The sequence below is a fragment of the Methylobacter psychrophilus genome (assembly GCF_025583945.1).
Classification (GTDB): domain Bacteria; phylum Pseudomonadota; class Gammaproteobacteria; order Methylococcales; family Methylomonadaceae; genus Methylobacter_C; species Methylobacter_C psychrophilus.
In genome coordinates this window covers 57,233-70,541 of sequence record NZ_JAOEGU010000019.1, presented here as the reverse complement: position 1 = coordinate 70,541, position 13,309 = coordinate 57,233, and the positions used below count along the sequence as shown (strand labels likewise).

Here is a 13,309-nt window from a genome sequence, read left to right as displayed (position 1 = left end):
CTCAGAACGTGCAGGGCAAAGAGCCGCTGCTATTCAGAGTTTATTGGGCACCGCGAAACTGAATGGATTAAACCCTGAGGCGTGGCTAAAAGATACCTTGGAAAAACTGCCAACCTGGCCTAATAGCCGTATTGATGAATTGTTGCCATTTCCTGCTGTGTCGGTGGAGGTTAATTCACAGAATGAAATTTAGGGGTAGACGGTCGCGCTGGACGCTTACGCAATACACCCAGTGGCGTTCGAAGCTTTTACTTTTCGAAAACAAAAAAACTTTAATTATAATCAAATTGGTATCAGAGTTATTTGTCGGACTATTTGCAGGCCTTCTTGTAGCATGTTGAGCATAGGCGAAGCTAAATAGGGTAGTACCAGGTTGAGCATGAGGTAGCCGGTTAATAAGGTAAGTGGAAAGCCAATGGCGAATAAGTTTAATTGCGGCGCTGCGCGGGTAAGCACGGCCAAGGCCATGTTGGTAATCAGTAAGGCGGTAACGATAGGCAAGGATAACTGGATGCCAATACTAAATATACGACTGCCATAATAAGCCAATTGTTGAAAGCTGCTTTGGCTCAAAGAAGCAACGCCGATGGGCATACTGTGGAAGCTTTCCACTAGGCTGTCTATTAATAACAGATGAAAATCGCTGGTAATAAATAGCATCAGTGCCAAGAACGATAGAAATTGGCTAATAGACGAGGAGCGTCCTTTGGATTGCGGGTCAAAAAAAGTAGCAAAGCCAAGGCCCATGGACATGCCAATTATTTCACCGGCAAGTTCTATCCCGGTAAAGATAATGCGCAGGACAAAGCCGATAGCAATGCCGATTATAAACTGCTGAGTCAGAATGAGTATTCCTGCCCATGATAACGGGTCTTGTTCCGGAAAGGCTGACAGGTTTGGTGCAATCAATACGGTAATCGCAACGCCTAGTCCTACACGTGTCTGGACGGGAAAACTGGTATGACTTAACAGCGGGGCGCTGGTAAAGACACCCAGGATACGGACCAGCGGCCAGATAAAAGCACTTACCCAGCTAAATAGCTGAGTGGTGGTTATTTCAATCATGCTAGTGGGTTATGCGCAGTAAGTATAGTCGGCATAATGGTGCCTTAGCCAGCCAAGTCGGGAATGCTGGTCAGTATTAATCGAAGATAGTCGATGAGCGTGGTTAACATCCAATGACCTGCCAGTACCAGAACGATAAAGATTCCTAGTAGTTTGGGGATAAATGACAGCGTCGCTTCGTTTATCTGGGTGGCGGCCTGGAAGATACTGACGATCAGGCCAATAACCAGTGCCGTTAGTAATAACGGTGCCGCCACCATCAAGGTAATTTCAATGGCCTGACGGCCCATGGACATTATAAGTTCTGGTGTCATGTTATTTTTTTAAGCAAAACTTTGGCCTAGTGAGCCAAGTAGAAGTTGCCAGCCATCAACCAGAACAAATAACATGATTTTAAAGGGCAGGGAGACGATGGAGGGCGATACCATCATCATACCCATGGCCATGAGTACGCTGGCAACGACCATGTCGATGATTAAAAAAGGGATAAAGACTGCAAAGCCTATTTGAAAAGCAGTTTTGAGTTCGCTGGTGACAAAGGCGGGTACCAATACCCGAAACGGCACTTCTTCGGCACTTTGCAGTGGCGGAGTATCTGACAGTTTTACATACAGGGCAAGATCGGCTTGACGGGTTTGTCTGAGCATAAATGCTTTTAATGGCTTACTACCAATTTCCAATGCCTGGATAACAGAAATCTTGTCTTCCGACAAAGGTTGATAGGCATCGGTATAAATTTTGTCGATAACAGGGCTCATGATAAATAGTGTCAGGAACAAGGCCAGACCGACCATGACTTGATTGGGTGGTGAACCTTGGGTGCCAATGGCCATGCGCAGCATTGACAGTACAATAATAATCCGGGTAAAGCTGGTCATCATTAGTACTACAGCTGGCAGGAAGCTGAGCGAGGTCATTAGCAGCAATAGTTCCAGACTTAAACTGTAGGCTTGGCCGCCGCCGGCAATGGGCGATGAATTGACAATGGGTAGGGCGGCATCGACTGCCAATGGCATGAGTATAGCAATTATCGTTAACAGCCATGCCGGTAAGTATCGGAGGCGTGTATGGCGTAGTGCAGTCAGGCAATTTTTACCGGTGTTGGCGGTGGTCATTTTACAGGATTCCGGTAACGTTCCAGCCACGATTGGGCTAGTTCAAGCTTTGTGGCAAGTGTTGTGGCGGGTGTGGTATCAGGATTTACCACAGGAGGCGAGGGCAGCGTCAATAAGGTGCTGACTTGTCCGGGAGCTACGCCAAGTACCAGCCATTGCCCGCCAACTTCCAGTAATACCACGCGCTCGCGAGGCCCTACTGAAATAGCTGCTTGAATGCTTAGCAAGGCCGCGTGGCCACTATTGCGTTTGGTCAGGCGTTGTAGTAACCAGGCAGCACCGGCTATCAAGCTCAGTACCAGCAGCAGGGGCATAATAACCTGTAAAAAATTGGTCATCATTAGCGGTTTAGTTTATTGATTCGGTCAGCCGGGCTTACGATGTCACAAAGGCGGATACCAAATTGGTCGTTAACGACGACTACCTCGCCGTGCGCAATAAGACATCCGTTGACCAGTACATCCAAAGGCTCACCAGCCAAACCATCCAGTTCGATGATAGATCCTTGAGTCAGTTGCAGTAGGTTTTTAATCAGGATCTTGGTACGACCCAGTTCAACAGTGATATGCAGCGGGATATCCAGAATAAAATCGATATTCGGGTGGGCACTGGATTTAACGTCGTGATCAGTCAAATCCTTGAATATGCCAGGCTCCGCTTTTTGATATTGTTGGGTAGATTCTTGCTCTGCCTGTTCCGAGAGTGCTGCGCTCCAGTCGTCATCGGCTAAATTCTGTTCAGTCATTTTATATTCCTGGGGCGGTTTCGCCGGTACTATTATTCAATTGTTCGACACGTAGCGCATATTGTCCATTGAGTTTGCCGTAGCTACATTCCATGATAGGTATATTATCGGCTTTCAGCTCAATGCTGTCGGCTATGGATAAGGGAATAATATCGCCTTCTTTCATATTAAGAATATTGCGTAAGGTGGACGGAATGGAGCATAAGTTGGCAACAACCTCAACTTCGGCAAACTGGATTTGGGCATTAAGCATATGCGCCCAGCGCTGATCGTGAGTGAATGATTCACTATTCATACTATAACGAAGCAGATCACGGATCGGCTCAATCATACTATAGGGTATGCACAAGTGCATTTCACCAATCTGGCCACCTAGATCAATACGAAAAGTAGTCGCCACCACGACTTCATTGGGGGAGGCAATATTGGCAAATTGGGGGTTTAGTTCCGAACGGACATATTCAAACTGGACGGAATAGATAAATTCCCAAGCTTTTGAAAGGGTTTCCAAAATAATACTCAATACACGTTGAATAATACGCTGCTCGGTTTGGGAAAAATCACGTCCTTCAATACGTGTCTGAATACTGCCATCACCACCAAAAAAAAAGTCGACCAATTGAAATACCAGGAAAGGGTCCAAAACGACCAAGGCTTTTCCTTGTAGCGGATTAATATTTATCAGGTTTAGATTGGTTGGTACAACGAGGTGGCGCAGGAACTCACTATACTTGGTGGTCCGAATCGGACCCACCGACACTTCTGCACTACGATGTAAAAAACTGAACAGATTGATATGTAATTGTCTGGCAAAGCGTTCGTTAATAAGTTCCAGTGATGGCAAGCGACCGCGAACGATACGTTCCTGTGTGGCCAGGTTATAAGATCGCGCATCAGATGGATTTAGCGTTGAAGCCGTAGGAGCGTCTTCTACTTCATCAGACATACCTGTAAGTAGTGTGTCAATTTCATCTTGGGACAGAAATTTTTCGGTCATGATTACTGGATGATAAATGACGTTATAAAAACATGGGTAACCTTGATTGGCTTTAGTCCTTTATCAAGAGGCTGTTTCAGTAAGTTCATGATTTCTTGTGTCAATAACGTCTTGCCTTCCAAAAGAAGAAGATTGTCAGCCGTTTTGTTAGATAGCAACAGCAAAATTTGGCTACGTATTTGTGGTGTGTAGAGGGTTAAATGTTCAGCATCTGAGCTGTCAGGCAATTGTAGCGTAAAAGTGGCTTGCAGAAATTGACCGTCAGGCGGTAAGTTCACCGTAAATGGTAGCATTTCGACAAATACTGGTGGGCCTGCCTGTTCGGAAGACTGATGTTCTTCGTCCGGATGTTCTTCGGATTTATCGGCTGCTTTGTGGGTCAGGAAATACCAAGCACCACCGCCTCCAACTATCAGAATAATTAGTAGTAATATTACTAGCCACAGCAATTTCTTGGATTGTGGAGGAGGATTTTCTGGAGGTATTTGGGCTGACATAGGTATTTATGATTAAGTTAAAAAATTATTACCGGTATCATACAATTAAGTTAATCAGGCCTTGGCTAGCGTTGTTGGTCTGTTGTGCATTAATGGCATGATCTGTAATGGTGGTATCCACTGAGTTCTTATTGGTTTTTGATTGATTATGTGATTGTTTTGACTCGGAATTTTTATTTTGTGAGCTAATATCAGCATGTCCAAGTTGTATGCCGGATTGTTTGAGCATATCTGTCAATAACGGGAGGGCATTTTGCAGCGCCTCGCGAACTTCAGATTGGGCGGATACAAACTGCACGGTAGCCTGTTGGTTGTCTATTTGCATCATTACCTGTATCGGACCCAAGTGTGGGGGATTGATAGTCAAGCTGGCCGTTTGAAGTTTGTTTTGTATCATCCAGACTACCTGTTGATTAATGGCCTTATCCCAGTTGGGACTGTTAAATGCAGGGCTGATATCATAGGCGGCTAATGTGGGTGCAGAGTTTATAATATTGGTTGGTGGGTAGGTTGCTGCAGGGATCGCTGGTGATGATTGTATTTGCAGAGCGTTGGAGAAATCTTCCGGTCGACTGGAATAGGCTGGAAGCTCAGTCTCAATAGCGTTTAATGCGACTGGAGTTGGTATGGTCTTGGTGTATTGGCGATCAATAAATAAAGGTTGGGATGAAATAACAGTATCTTTTACAGGCTGTTTAATGGCCTTATTTACGATATCTGATGTTGTCGAATTTATGGTGGAAGCCGTTGCGATAGAGTTTAATATGACTGGAGAGATTGCAGTATCGGTATGTTGACGATTAGCAGATAAAGACTCTGGCGATATGACGCTGTCTTTTACTGGCTCTTTAATCAATTGATTTAAGGCATTGAATGTTGCCGGTTTTACAGTAGAAGTTGACTCTAATAGGCTTAATACTGCTGAGGTTGCTATTGCGTATTGACGATCAACAGATAACGATTCGGGTGCAATGACATTGTTTTTTGTAGGCTGTTCAAGCGCTGTATTTAGCGTCTTTAATAGTGTGGGCTTTGCCGTCGATGCGGGCTCAGTGGAGCTTAATGCGACTGGAGCGGATGCAGCATTGATGTATTGACTACTGAGAGATAAAGACTCTGGTTGCATGGCTGTAATTTTTGCAGGTTCTCTAACAATAGTATTTAAGGTATCTGATCCTGTCAGCTTTACGTTGGCAGCAGGTTGGGCCGTTACTGTATCAGGGGTAGTTTGCTTAGCGTCTAATGGCACAGGCGAAGTGCGTGCATTCATGATAAGGGCAAGCAAGTTTTCTGGGGTTGTATTTACTGCAGTTACTGCTAACGGGTCTGGTTCTTTCTCTGTATCAATGCTCGATTGGGTTTTAGCGGCTTTATCGGTGGGTTCCCGGTGCGAAAATATTTCTTTTTTTAACAGGTTATTAAATGCCATGTTGTCACCAGAGATGTTGGTCGCTGAGGAATCTTGTAGCGGAGTCGGCAAGGTGCTGGTAATTGACGGAGACAGTATAATGTTCATGTTTTAATTGAATATTTACGGGTTGCATGTTCATCGGTTTGTTTCTGGTCGCGACTGATTTCCTCGCGAAGCATCACATTCTGTGCGCGTTGTGTCAGGGTGTTGAAGGATAGGCGTTTACGTTCACTTAGTTGCCAATTAACGCGCTCTCTTTCGACAAACTGGAGGCTGGTTTGCCATGCCTGATTTTGTTGTGCGACCGCCTTATCAAGATTTGCCAGGAATTGGTAGAAGTTGCAATATCCTGATACAGCTAAACCTTGGCTCATCTGTGTCTGAAGTTGGTCTGCATAACTTTTACGATAATCCATCAACAGGTTAAGCTGCTGCTTGGCTTGATCCTGTTGTTGGTTGGCCTGGCCCAGACGCTTGGCGGCTGCTTCGGATTGCCGTGTTGTCAGGTCGGTCAGAATGTCAATGGCATTTTTTGTAGTCATGAATCATTATGGCCTAAGGTCAAATGAATCAATTAATTGAATAGAGTAGAAAGTTCCTTCAAGCTCTGATCAATGCCGACACGCTCATCAATTCTTTGTTGCAGGAACAGCTCAATTTGTTCATGTTTGACTATCGCTTCATCAAGCAGTCGATCGGTACCAGCGGTATAAGCGCCAACATTGATCAGGTCCCTATTACGCTGATAACTGGACATTAGTTGTTTTACCCGACGCGCCGTAAGTTGGTGTTCTTCGTCGGTAATGCCATGCATGGCCCTGCTGATGGATTGTTCGATGTCAATCGCCGGATAATGACCAGCTTCAGCCAGTGTGCGGTTGAGCACAATATGCCCATCCAGTATGGCACGGGCAGAATCAGCGATGGGGTCTTGTTGGTCGTCACCTTCGGTTAATACGGTATAGAACGCTGTGATTGAGCCGCCGCCAGCTTGCCCATTCCCGGCACGCTCGACCAGTGCCGGCAATTTGGCAAACACCGAGGGCGGGTAGCCTTTCGTGGCGGGAGGTTCGCCGATGGCCAGGGCAATTTCACGTTGCGCCATGGCATAGCGGGTTAGGGAGTCCATAATCAATAATACATTTTTACCCTGATCCCGAAAATGCTCGGCAATTACGGTGGTGTACGCAGCACCTTGCAAACGCAGTAGTGGCGGAGTGTCAGCGGGAGCAGCAACGACAACCGAGCGGGCCATTCCCTCAGTGCCCAGAATCTGTTCAATAAATTCTTTGACTTCGCGGCCCCGTTCACCAATTAAGCCAACGACAATGACATCGGCAGCGGTGTAGCGTGCCATCATGCCGAGCAAGACGCTTTTACCTACCCCTGATCCTGCAAACAAACCCATGCGCTGGCCTCGGCCAACGGTCAACATGCTATTGATCGCACGAATGCCGACATCAAGTACGCAGGAGATAGGTTCGCGAAGTAGTGGATTGGCTGCTTGCACATACAACGGTGCAGTTGTATAGCCTTGCAAGGGTCCCAAGCTATCCAACGGTCGTCCCGTTGCATCCAGAACACGGCCAAGTAAAGCTTCACCGACAGGCAAGCGGCGCCCACGTTCAGGAGGGGTAGATACGGTTTTTTTAGTATTGGAAAACTGCGGAGGCAATTTTACTGATTCCGTTGGTAAAACCAGTGCGCCTGGCTGAACCCCCTCGACATCACCCAAAGGCATTAAAAACAATCGGTCGTTGCCAAAACCGACAACCTCAACTTCAAGTCGGTGGCCACTAGGTAACGGGACATAACAAGGGCTGCCAATAGCCAGTCTTAGGCCGGCAGCTTCCATGACGAGTCCTGCCACGCGTGTTACGCGTCCGGATATTTGTAAAGTCTCGGTAACTTTAACTCGGTGTTGGCAGTCTTCGAGAAAAGAGTGCCAAGGGGCCTTAATGATATCCATGGGTCAGGGCGTGGTTAGCCAGTCAGTATTTTGGCCTAATGACTGTTGCAGTCGTCGCCAGCGAGTTGCCAGGGTCGCATCAATTTCGTTGGTAGCGGTTTCGATGCGGCAGCCACCGCGTTCTATATTGGCATCTGTTAACAGTCGCCAGCCAGACTGTTGCAAATCTTCTCCCAGCGCTGTTCGAACCAGATCAGTATCCAGTGGGTTGAGATAAAGCGTGGCAGGCAACTGTAAAGAAGGAAGAGCATTTACTGCTTGTTCTATTACCGGTAATAATAGTTCGGGGCGAACAGGTAATGCGATTTTTAGCATGGCCTGCGCAATATCCAGCGACAGTTCGAGTAGTTGACTGGCGGTGCTTTCATGGGCCAGATGAATTTCCTGTTGGTATTGCCGATTAATTTTCGAAAGTACTTCGCCAATAGCCGCTATCTGCTTGTGGCCTTCTGCCATGCCTTGGGTGAGTCCTTGAGCATGACCTTTAGTAAGTCCAATAGCTCGCCCTTCTTCAAGACCAATTTGATAAGCTTCGTCGCGTGCTATCGTCATTTCCTGGGTGAGCTTGGCAATATCGAGATTTTGCTCTATTTTTTCAGGGTCTTCATTCTCGTCTAGTGATGCCAGTTCCCAGCGTTGGTAGGCCGTCTGTTGAGGTAATTTATCATTAGACATAGGCATCGTTTCCTTTACTTAAGGCGATCTGCCCTTCGTCAGACAGTCGACGTATAATTTGCAAAATTTCTTTTTGCTGTTTCTCAACTTCTGATAAACGTACCGGCCCTTTTACATCCAGGTCTTCGCGCATCATTTCCGCTGCGCGCTGTGACATATTCTTAAGGATTTTTTCCTTTACTTCATTTTTGGCACCTTTAAGTGCAATAATTAAAGACTCTGATTGCACAAAGCGTAATATTATTTGGATATGACGATCTTCAATATCGGTTATGTTATCAAAGACAAACATTTCATCCGTGACCTGCTGGGCAATTTCGGCGTTAAAGTCCTTTAGTTTAGACATGATTGAGGTTTCGATATCGGCATTCATAAAGTTCATGATTGCCGCCGTAGCACGGATACCGCCCAAGGGTTTATTGGTGTTGTTCTCATTACCGTTTAGTAATACAGTCAGAACATCGTTAAGTTCAAGGAGTGCAGCCGGTTGTACACCGTCCATCGTTGCGATACGAAGTATAACTTCATTGCGGATTCGCTCACCTAGTTCGGTTATTATATCGCTGGCATGGTAGGGTTCCAGTTGGAGCAAGATAGTGGCAATTATTTGCGGATGTTCCAGTTGTATCAGTTCGGCAACGGCTTTTCCATCCATCCACTTTAAGCTTTCAAAGCCCCCCGTTTCTTTTTTTACCAGAATTCGATTAAGCAATGAGCCGGCTTTGACATCACCTAGTGCCTTTGTTAATACATTGCGGATGTAGTCATCTGAGTCAACACCTAAAGAGTTACTGCTCTCTGTTTCCAGGCGGAAGTCGTTAAGTACGGTTTCCAGTGATTCATTAGAAACCGATTTCATGGCCGACATTGCTATACCCAGTTTATGCACTTCGCGCGGCTCAAGAAATTTCATTACTTCTGCGGCTTCATCCTGCCCTAACGCAAGCATCAGGATGGCTGCTTTTTTAACGCCAACCTCAGTCATTTTCGCGAACCCAGTTTTTTACGATGTTGGCTACCATCTGGGGATCTTCAGTAGCCATTTTTTTTGCGCTCTGTAAATAATCTTCTTGATTAGACTGGGTTCCGCTTGCTTTAGAGTCTGTATCTGATGGTTCTGTGTTGGGTGCTGGCACGATCGGAGGTGTCGATAATCGTCTGATCATGGGGCGTAATACAGCAAAAAACAGGTATAAGATAATCAGGCCGGAAATCAGGTATTGGCCTCCCGTTTTAGCCATGTCCAAGGTGGCAAACTGTTTCCAGAAGGATGGCTCCGGCAAGATTTCTTCGGGCGTTAAGGTAAAGGCCGTGTTGACTACGTTAAGCGAATCACCACGATCTTTACTAAAGCCCATGGCTTCCCTTACTAATCCCGTAATCTGTTCCTTTTCCGCATCGGTAAGTGGCTTTACTATCGACTTGCCTTTTTCATCTATTTCAGTTTTGTTGTTGACCAGTACCGCCACGCTCAAGCGCTTGATGTTACCCATCGGGTGTTGGTCATAGCGAATAGTTTTGTCGATCTCGTAATTAATGGTACTTTCTTTTTGGGTATTAACAGGTGCTGTTGCTGCTTTGGTTGGGGCTGGTGTATTTGGCGCTGGCGGTGCTACTGCTTGTCCCGGTTGGTTGGAACTGGCTCCGGGTATCCCTTCGGCCTTATCGGTATCGCTGTTACTGGATTCGTTGGACTGCTCGCTACGTTTGGAAGCGTCTTCTGCATTACCATTCGGTTTATAGGTTTCTGCGGCTTGTTCACTACGCGAAAAATCGACATCTACCGATGCTTCTGCGCGCATATTACCTGCTCCGACCATAGGTGTCAGGATAGATTCTATCCGATGCACAATGCCGTTTTGTAATTCCTGTATATATTTTAACTGATTGGGATCAAGTTGGTTATTATCGGCTGGGTTGTCGAGAGAGGACAGTAAAGCGCCGTTTTGATCCACTATGGTAACGTTCTTTGTTGTTAATTCCGGTACGCTGCTGGATACCAGATGCATGATAGCGTTAACTTGTTGTTTGTCCAGGGTGCGACCCTGATATAAATTAAGGAGTACCGAGGCAGTTGGTAACTGCTTTTCACGCACAAATACCGTTGGTTTGGGTATTGCCAGGTGGACGCGAGATGTTTGAATGATAGCGATAGAATTGATGGAGCGCGCCAGCTCGCCTTCAAGTGCTCGCTGAAAATTGATCTGCTCAAGAAATTGAGAGACGCCTAGCTTTTGATTTTCCATTAACTCAAAGCCCACTGTGCCGCCCTTGGGTAGGCCTTGGGTTGCCAGTTTAAGTCGGGCATCATGTACCCGCTCTGCCGGCACAAGAATGGCGCCACCGCCCTCTGCATATTGGTAAGGGATATTCATTTGTTGCAGGGCATCAATGATTGCGCCGCCGTCGCGGTCAGAATAGTTTGACAGTAGCACCCGGTAATCAGGTTTTTGCCCCCACATCCATACTGCCCCCATAATACTCATTACTAAGGCAATGCCCGCTCCCAGTGCCAGATTTTTCCCAAAGGGGCTTTGTAAAAAACTGTTGAATGCGTTGGTTTGTGTTTCAGCTGCCACAGATAAAAGGCCTGGAAGTAAGGAAGGGCGGTGTGAAATAGTTGGCAGATAAGGGCATTATTGTTGAAAAAGGTTTATGGTACGCTGTATCATTATCGGGCCTGTGCTGGCATCTGTTTTCTGGAATAAGGCGGTAAATTCATCGCTTATCAGTTTGTCGGCGTGATATAGGCATGATATATTGTCGGTTTATAAATCTTCAAAAGGTGTTGAAATGATCGCCATCGATAGTGGAAAAATTGCTGCCATGGTCGCGCAAATGCGTTCGGCTGTCGCTACGGTTCAAGCTCCTATATCCCCTGTAATCGTAGGGCCGACCAAGGGAAGCGTTGATTTTGGTCAAGTTTTTAAGGCGCAAATGGATCAGGTTAATGCTCTTCATCAGGATGCCGAAAAGCTCGGTCAGCGTTTTTCGCTCGGGGATGATTCAGTCAACTTGTCGGACGTTATGATTGCTTCACAAAAGTCCAGTATTGCCATGCAAACTACCATACAAGCTCGCAATAAACTGGTTACTGCTTACCATGATATCATGAATATGCAGGTATAAGGTGATATCCGAGAATGAATATTTCCGGATAATACCGATTACTATCTCAGCATAAAATAAGTTGTGTTAATTTTTTAACAGAAAATACGTAAGCTTATTTTTGACTTGGCGGTAACGCAGCCTCAATTTTGTATAGCCAGGCCAGCAATTCTGCTACTACCCTATAAAGGGTAGGTGGGATTTCCTGATCAAGTTCTACATCCATCAACAGTGCCACCAATTCACGGGATTCATGAACGTGAACGCCATTTTCTTTGGCCAGATTAATAATTTGCTCGGCAATCATGCCCTTGCCAGATGCCACAACTTTTGGTGCGCCGCCACCAGGTTGGTAGGTTAGAGCAACTGCATTCCGCAACGATTTAGGTTTGTTAGGCTTCATTATTTTGTATGGTGATATTGTCCAAAGCGGTGCCTGATGCGGTCAGTGCCAATATTAGTTGCCCGATCGCATGCTTTAGTGAATCTGTGGTCGCTTCATTCTGCACATTGACTTGTACTTGCACATGCTCTCCTTGCAGGCGAATAGTCGCATTAATTTGTCCCAGTTTGGCCAGTTGAAAGCGCACTACAGTTTGCCAGGTTGAATCTTGACTGGCTTCCGGCATCGCAGTCTGGTGGTCGGGATCTTTACTTATTTCCCATTGGAGTGTTTGACCTGGCCACAGTTCTCCCTGCCAGGCAATACGCCGGTTCTCAAGGGTGTCGAGTTGAAAAGGTAGCCAATGGGTTGGTTGATCTGTGGTGCTAGCAGTAGTTTTTGCCGGATCAGGAAGATTTTGTGGCTCTTGATGAATCTGCGCCAAACTACGCTTGCCCTCAGCCCATTGACGCAAATGAGCTTCGTAAAACACACCGCTATTGTCAACCGATTTGTGTAGTTGCGCTGCCACTGCAGCAGGGTCCATATTGGCTGAGTCAAACAATGGCGATTTCCCTGTTATCAGTGGCGTACTTTGCTCTTGCAGGTTGTTATTAAGCGCCTTGTCAATTAATTGAGCGGCATTACTTAATGTAACAGTGTCGGCCGATGTCAGCAAGTTCACCGTAAAGGTCGGTCGCTGTCCACTCGACAGTACCGTTAATTGCACTGCGTCACCAACCTGAAAGCCCTTCGGTAAAAGCATCTTTATGTCAGTATTCGCTGCAGGTTGTTGCGTATTATTTTGTATTCTTATTAAGGAGTTGCCATCAGTTAGTTTTGCCAGCACTTGTCCTTGCAGGGTTTTTCCAATCGAGATCTGGTCCAGTTTAAAAATACCGTCTTGGCGCGGATCGGCTATAGTTTCTGATGGTCTTAAAGAACTGACTGCCGAGATAGGTGAATTACTGGCCAAGTCAACTTTGGGGGGTATCATGGTCGTTAGAAGTTATTGTTGGCCGCACAGGAAAGTTCAAGCTTGTGCTGGGTTCCGATGGTGTTAATCAGTGTCGACAGCTCATTCATCCAAGGGTGAGTAATGTCGCGTATCGCCCGATCATTTTTCATAATATCTTGAATAAGTTGTACTTTTTTCTTGCGTAAATCGCCACTTAGAGGTTCCACAGAACCTTCTGTTTTAAGAAGGTTAACATATTGAGTGCAGCGTGATTCCAGTGTAATCATTTGTTCCCAGTCACGGATATGTGCAGCTTCAAGCATTTGCCCGGTAATGGTTCGCACATGCTCGTAAACGGTGATAGTTTGTAAGTTATTTAGCATAATT

The 13,309-nt window shown here is 46.1% G+C and carries 18 protein-coding genes; 2 read left to right on the top strand and 16 right to left on the bottom strand.

The window, feature by feature from the left end:
• Positions 1–193, top strand: a 193-nt coding sequence (locus N7974_RS10985) for a transposase domain-containing protein (protein WP_262965654.1), incomplete at its 5' end; no start/stop codon positions are given.
• Positions 194–282: 89 nt separating this feature from the next.
• On the opposite strand, the gene fliR is transcribed toward N7974_RS10985, so the two are convergent.
• From fliR to fliF, 13 genes are read right to left on the bottom strand one after another with little or no spacing between them, the layout of a single operon-like run.
• Positions 283–1,065, bottom strand: coding sequence for a flagellar biosynthetic protein FliR (fliR, locus tag N7974_RS10980; protein WP_262965653.1), 783 nt, complete (start codon positions 1,063–1,065; stop codon positions 283–285).
• A 44-nt stretch (positions 1,066–1,109) separates the two neighbouring features.
• Positions 1,110–1,379 (bottom strand): flagellar biosynthesis protein FliQ, encoded by a 270-nt coding sequence (gene fliQ / locus N7974_RS10975; RefSeq protein WP_262965652.1) that lies wholly within the window; start codon positions 1,377–1,379, stop codon positions 1,110–1,112.
• A gap of 9 nt (positions 1,380–1,388) precedes the next feature.
• Positions 1,389–2,180, bottom strand: coding sequence for a flagellar type III secretion system pore protein FliP (gene fliP, locus N7974_RS10970; protein WP_317451602.1), 792 nt, complete (start codon positions 2,178–2,180; stop codon positions 1,389–1,391).
• Positions 2,177–2,521 (bottom strand): flagellar biosynthetic protein FliO, encoded by a 345-nt coding sequence (gene fliO, locus N7974_RS10965; RefSeq protein WP_262965651.1) that lies wholly within the window; start codon positions 2,519–2,521, stop codon positions 2,177–2,179. The genes fliP and fliO overlap by 4 nt, the downstream gene beginning before the upstream one ends.
• The gene (fliN, locus tag N7974_RS20680) at positions 2,521–2,925 is read right to left on the bottom strand and encodes a flagellar motor switch protein FliN (protein WP_317451601.1); all 405 of its coding nucleotides are present in this window, start codon (positions 2,923–2,925) and stop codon (positions 2,521–2,523) included. Before fliN ends, fliO begins: the two co-directional genes overlap by 1 nt.
• A 1-nt stretch (position 2,926) precedes the next feature.
• A complete protein-coding gene (fliM, locus tag N7974_RS10955) occupies positions 2,927–3,922 on the bottom strand; it encodes a flagellar motor switch protein FliM (protein WP_262965650.1) in 996 nt (331 codons plus the stop codon).
• A gap of 2 nt (positions 3,923–3,924) precedes the next feature.
• Entirely contained in the window at positions 3,925–4,419 is a 495-nt protein-coding gene (fliL, locus tag N7974_RS10950; protein ID WP_262965649.1) for a flagellar basal body-associated protein FliL, read from the bottom strand.
• Positions 4,420–4,456: 37 nt separating this feature from the next.
• Positions 4,457–5,935, bottom strand: a complete 1,479-nt coding sequence (locus tag N7974_RS10945) for a flagellar hook-length control protein FliK (RefSeq protein WP_262965648.1) — start codon at positions 5,933–5,935, stop codon at positions 4,457–4,459.
• Positions 5,932–6,372: a flagellar export protein FliJ gene (gene fliJ / locus N7974_RS10940; RefSeq protein ID WP_262965647.1), complete on the bottom strand. Its 441-nt coding sequence runs from the start codon at positions 6,370–6,372 to the stop codon at positions 5,932–5,934. The genes N7974_RS10945 and fliJ overlap by 4 nt, the downstream gene beginning before the upstream one ends.
• Positions 6,373–6,404: 32 nt before the next feature.
• A complete protein-coding gene (fliI, locus tag N7974_RS10935; protein WP_262965646.1) occupies positions 6,405–7,799 on the bottom strand; it encodes a flagellar protein export ATPase FliI in 1,395 nt (464 codons plus the stop codon).
• Between the two features lie 3 nt (positions 7,800–7,802).
• Positions 7,803–8,474, bottom strand: coding sequence for a flagellar assembly protein FliH (locus tag N7974_RS10930; protein WP_262965645.1), 672 nt, complete (start codon positions 8,472–8,474; stop codon positions 7,803–7,805).
• Positions 8,467–9,459: a flagellar motor switch protein FliG gene (fliG, locus tag N7974_RS10925; protein ID WP_262965644.1), complete on the bottom strand. Its 993-nt coding sequence runs from the start codon at positions 9,457–9,459 to the stop codon at positions 8,467–8,469. Before fliG ends, N7974_RS10930 begins: the two co-directional genes overlap by 8 nt.
• Positions 9,452–11,053 (bottom strand): flagellar basal-body MS-ring/collar protein FliF, encoded by a 1,602-nt coding sequence (fliF, locus tag N7974_RS10920; protein ID WP_262965643.1) that lies wholly within the window; start codon positions 11,051–11,053, stop codon positions 9,452–9,454. The genes fliG and fliF overlap by 8 nt, the downstream gene beginning before the upstream one ends.
• Before the next feature lie 181 nt (positions 11,054–11,234).
• Between fliF and fliE the strand changes: the two genes are divergently transcribed.
• Entirely contained in the window at positions 11,235–11,603 is a 369-nt protein-coding gene (gene fliE, locus N7974_RS10915; RefSeq protein WP_262965642.1) for a flagellar hook-basal body complex protein FliE, read from the top strand.
• A gap of 94 nt (positions 11,604–11,697) precedes the next feature.
• On the opposite strand, the gene N7974_RS10910 is transcribed toward fliE, so the two are convergent.
• The 3 genes from N7974_RS10910 to N7974_RS10900 are packed head-to-tail and all read right to left on the bottom strand — an operon-like array spanning position 11,698 to position 13,305.
• Complete coding sequence (locus N7974_RS10910) at positions 11,698–11,985, bottom strand: EscU/YscU/HrcU family type III secretion system export apparatus switch protein (RefSeq protein WP_243219646.1); 288 nt, start codon at positions 11,983–11,985, stop codon at positions 11,698–11,700.
• A complete protein-coding gene (gene fliK / locus N7974_RS10905; RefSeq protein ID WP_262965641.1) occupies positions 11,975–12,961 on the bottom strand; it encodes a flagellar hook-length control protein FliK in 987 nt (328 codons plus the stop codon). Before fliK ends, N7974_RS10910 begins: the two co-directional genes overlap by 11 nt.
• Positions 12,962–12,966: 5 nt before the next feature.
• Complete coding sequence (locus tag N7974_RS10900; RefSeq protein ID WP_262965640.1) at positions 12,967–13,305, bottom strand: flagellar protein FliT; 339 nt, start codon at positions 13,303–13,305, stop codon at positions 12,967–12,969.
• Between the last annotated feature and the right edge of the window lie 4 nt (positions 13,306–13,309).

Coding starts and splice junctions, on each gene's coding strand:
- fliQ (WP_262965652.1), bottom strand. CDS start 1,379: ATGACACCAGAACTTATAATGTCCATGGGCCGTCAGGCCATTGAAATT.
- fliO (WP_262965651.1), bottom strand. CDS start 2,521: ATGATGACCAATTTTTTACAGGTTATTATGCCCCTGCTGCTGGTACTG.
- fliR (WP_262965653.1), bottom strand. CDS start 1,065: ATGATTGAAATAACCACCACTCAGCTATTTAGCTGGGTAAGTGCTTTT.
- N7974_RS10930 (WP_262965645.1), bottom strand. CDS start 8,474: ATGTCTAATGATAAATTACCTCAACAGACGGCCTACCAACGCTGGGAA.
- fliJ (WP_262965647.1), bottom strand. CDS start 6,372: ATGACTACAAAAAATGCCATTGACATTCTGACCGACCTGACAACACGG.
- fliN (WP_317451601.1), bottom strand. CDS start 2,925: ATGACTGAACAGAATTTAGCCGATGACGACTGGAGCGCAGCACTCTCG.
- fliI (WP_262965646.1), bottom strand. CDS start 7,799: ATGGATATCATTAAGGCCCCTTGGCACTCTTTTCTCGAAGACTGCCAA.
- fliG (WP_262965644.1), bottom strand. CDS start 9,459: ATGACTGAGGTTGGCGTTAAAAAAGCAGCCATCCTGATGCTTGCGTTA.
- fliK (WP_262965641.1), bottom strand. CDS start 12,961: ATGATACCCCCCAAAGTTGACTTGGCCAGTAATTCACCTATCTCGGCA.
- fliL (WP_262965649.1), bottom strand. CDS start 4,419: ATGTCAGCCCAAATACCTCCAGAAAATCCTCCTCCACAATCCAAGAAA.
- fliM (WP_262965650.1), bottom strand. CDS start 3,922: ATGACCGAAAAATTTCTGTCCCAAGATGAAATTGACACACTACTTACA.
- fliP (WP_317451602.1), bottom strand. CDS start 2,180: ATGACCACCGCCAACACCGGTAAAAATTGCCTGACTGCACTACGCCAT.
- N7974_RS10910 (WP_243219646.1), bottom strand. CDS start 11,985: ATGAAGCCTAACAAACCTAAATCGTTGCGGAATGCAGTTGCTCTAACC.
- N7974_RS10945 (WP_262965648.1), bottom strand. CDS start 5,935: ATGAACATTATACTGTCTCCGTCAATTACCAGCACCTTGCCGACTCCG.
- N7974_RS10900 (WP_262965640.1), bottom strand. CDS start 13,305: ATGCTAAATAACTTACAAACTATCACCGTTTACGAGCATGTGCGAACC.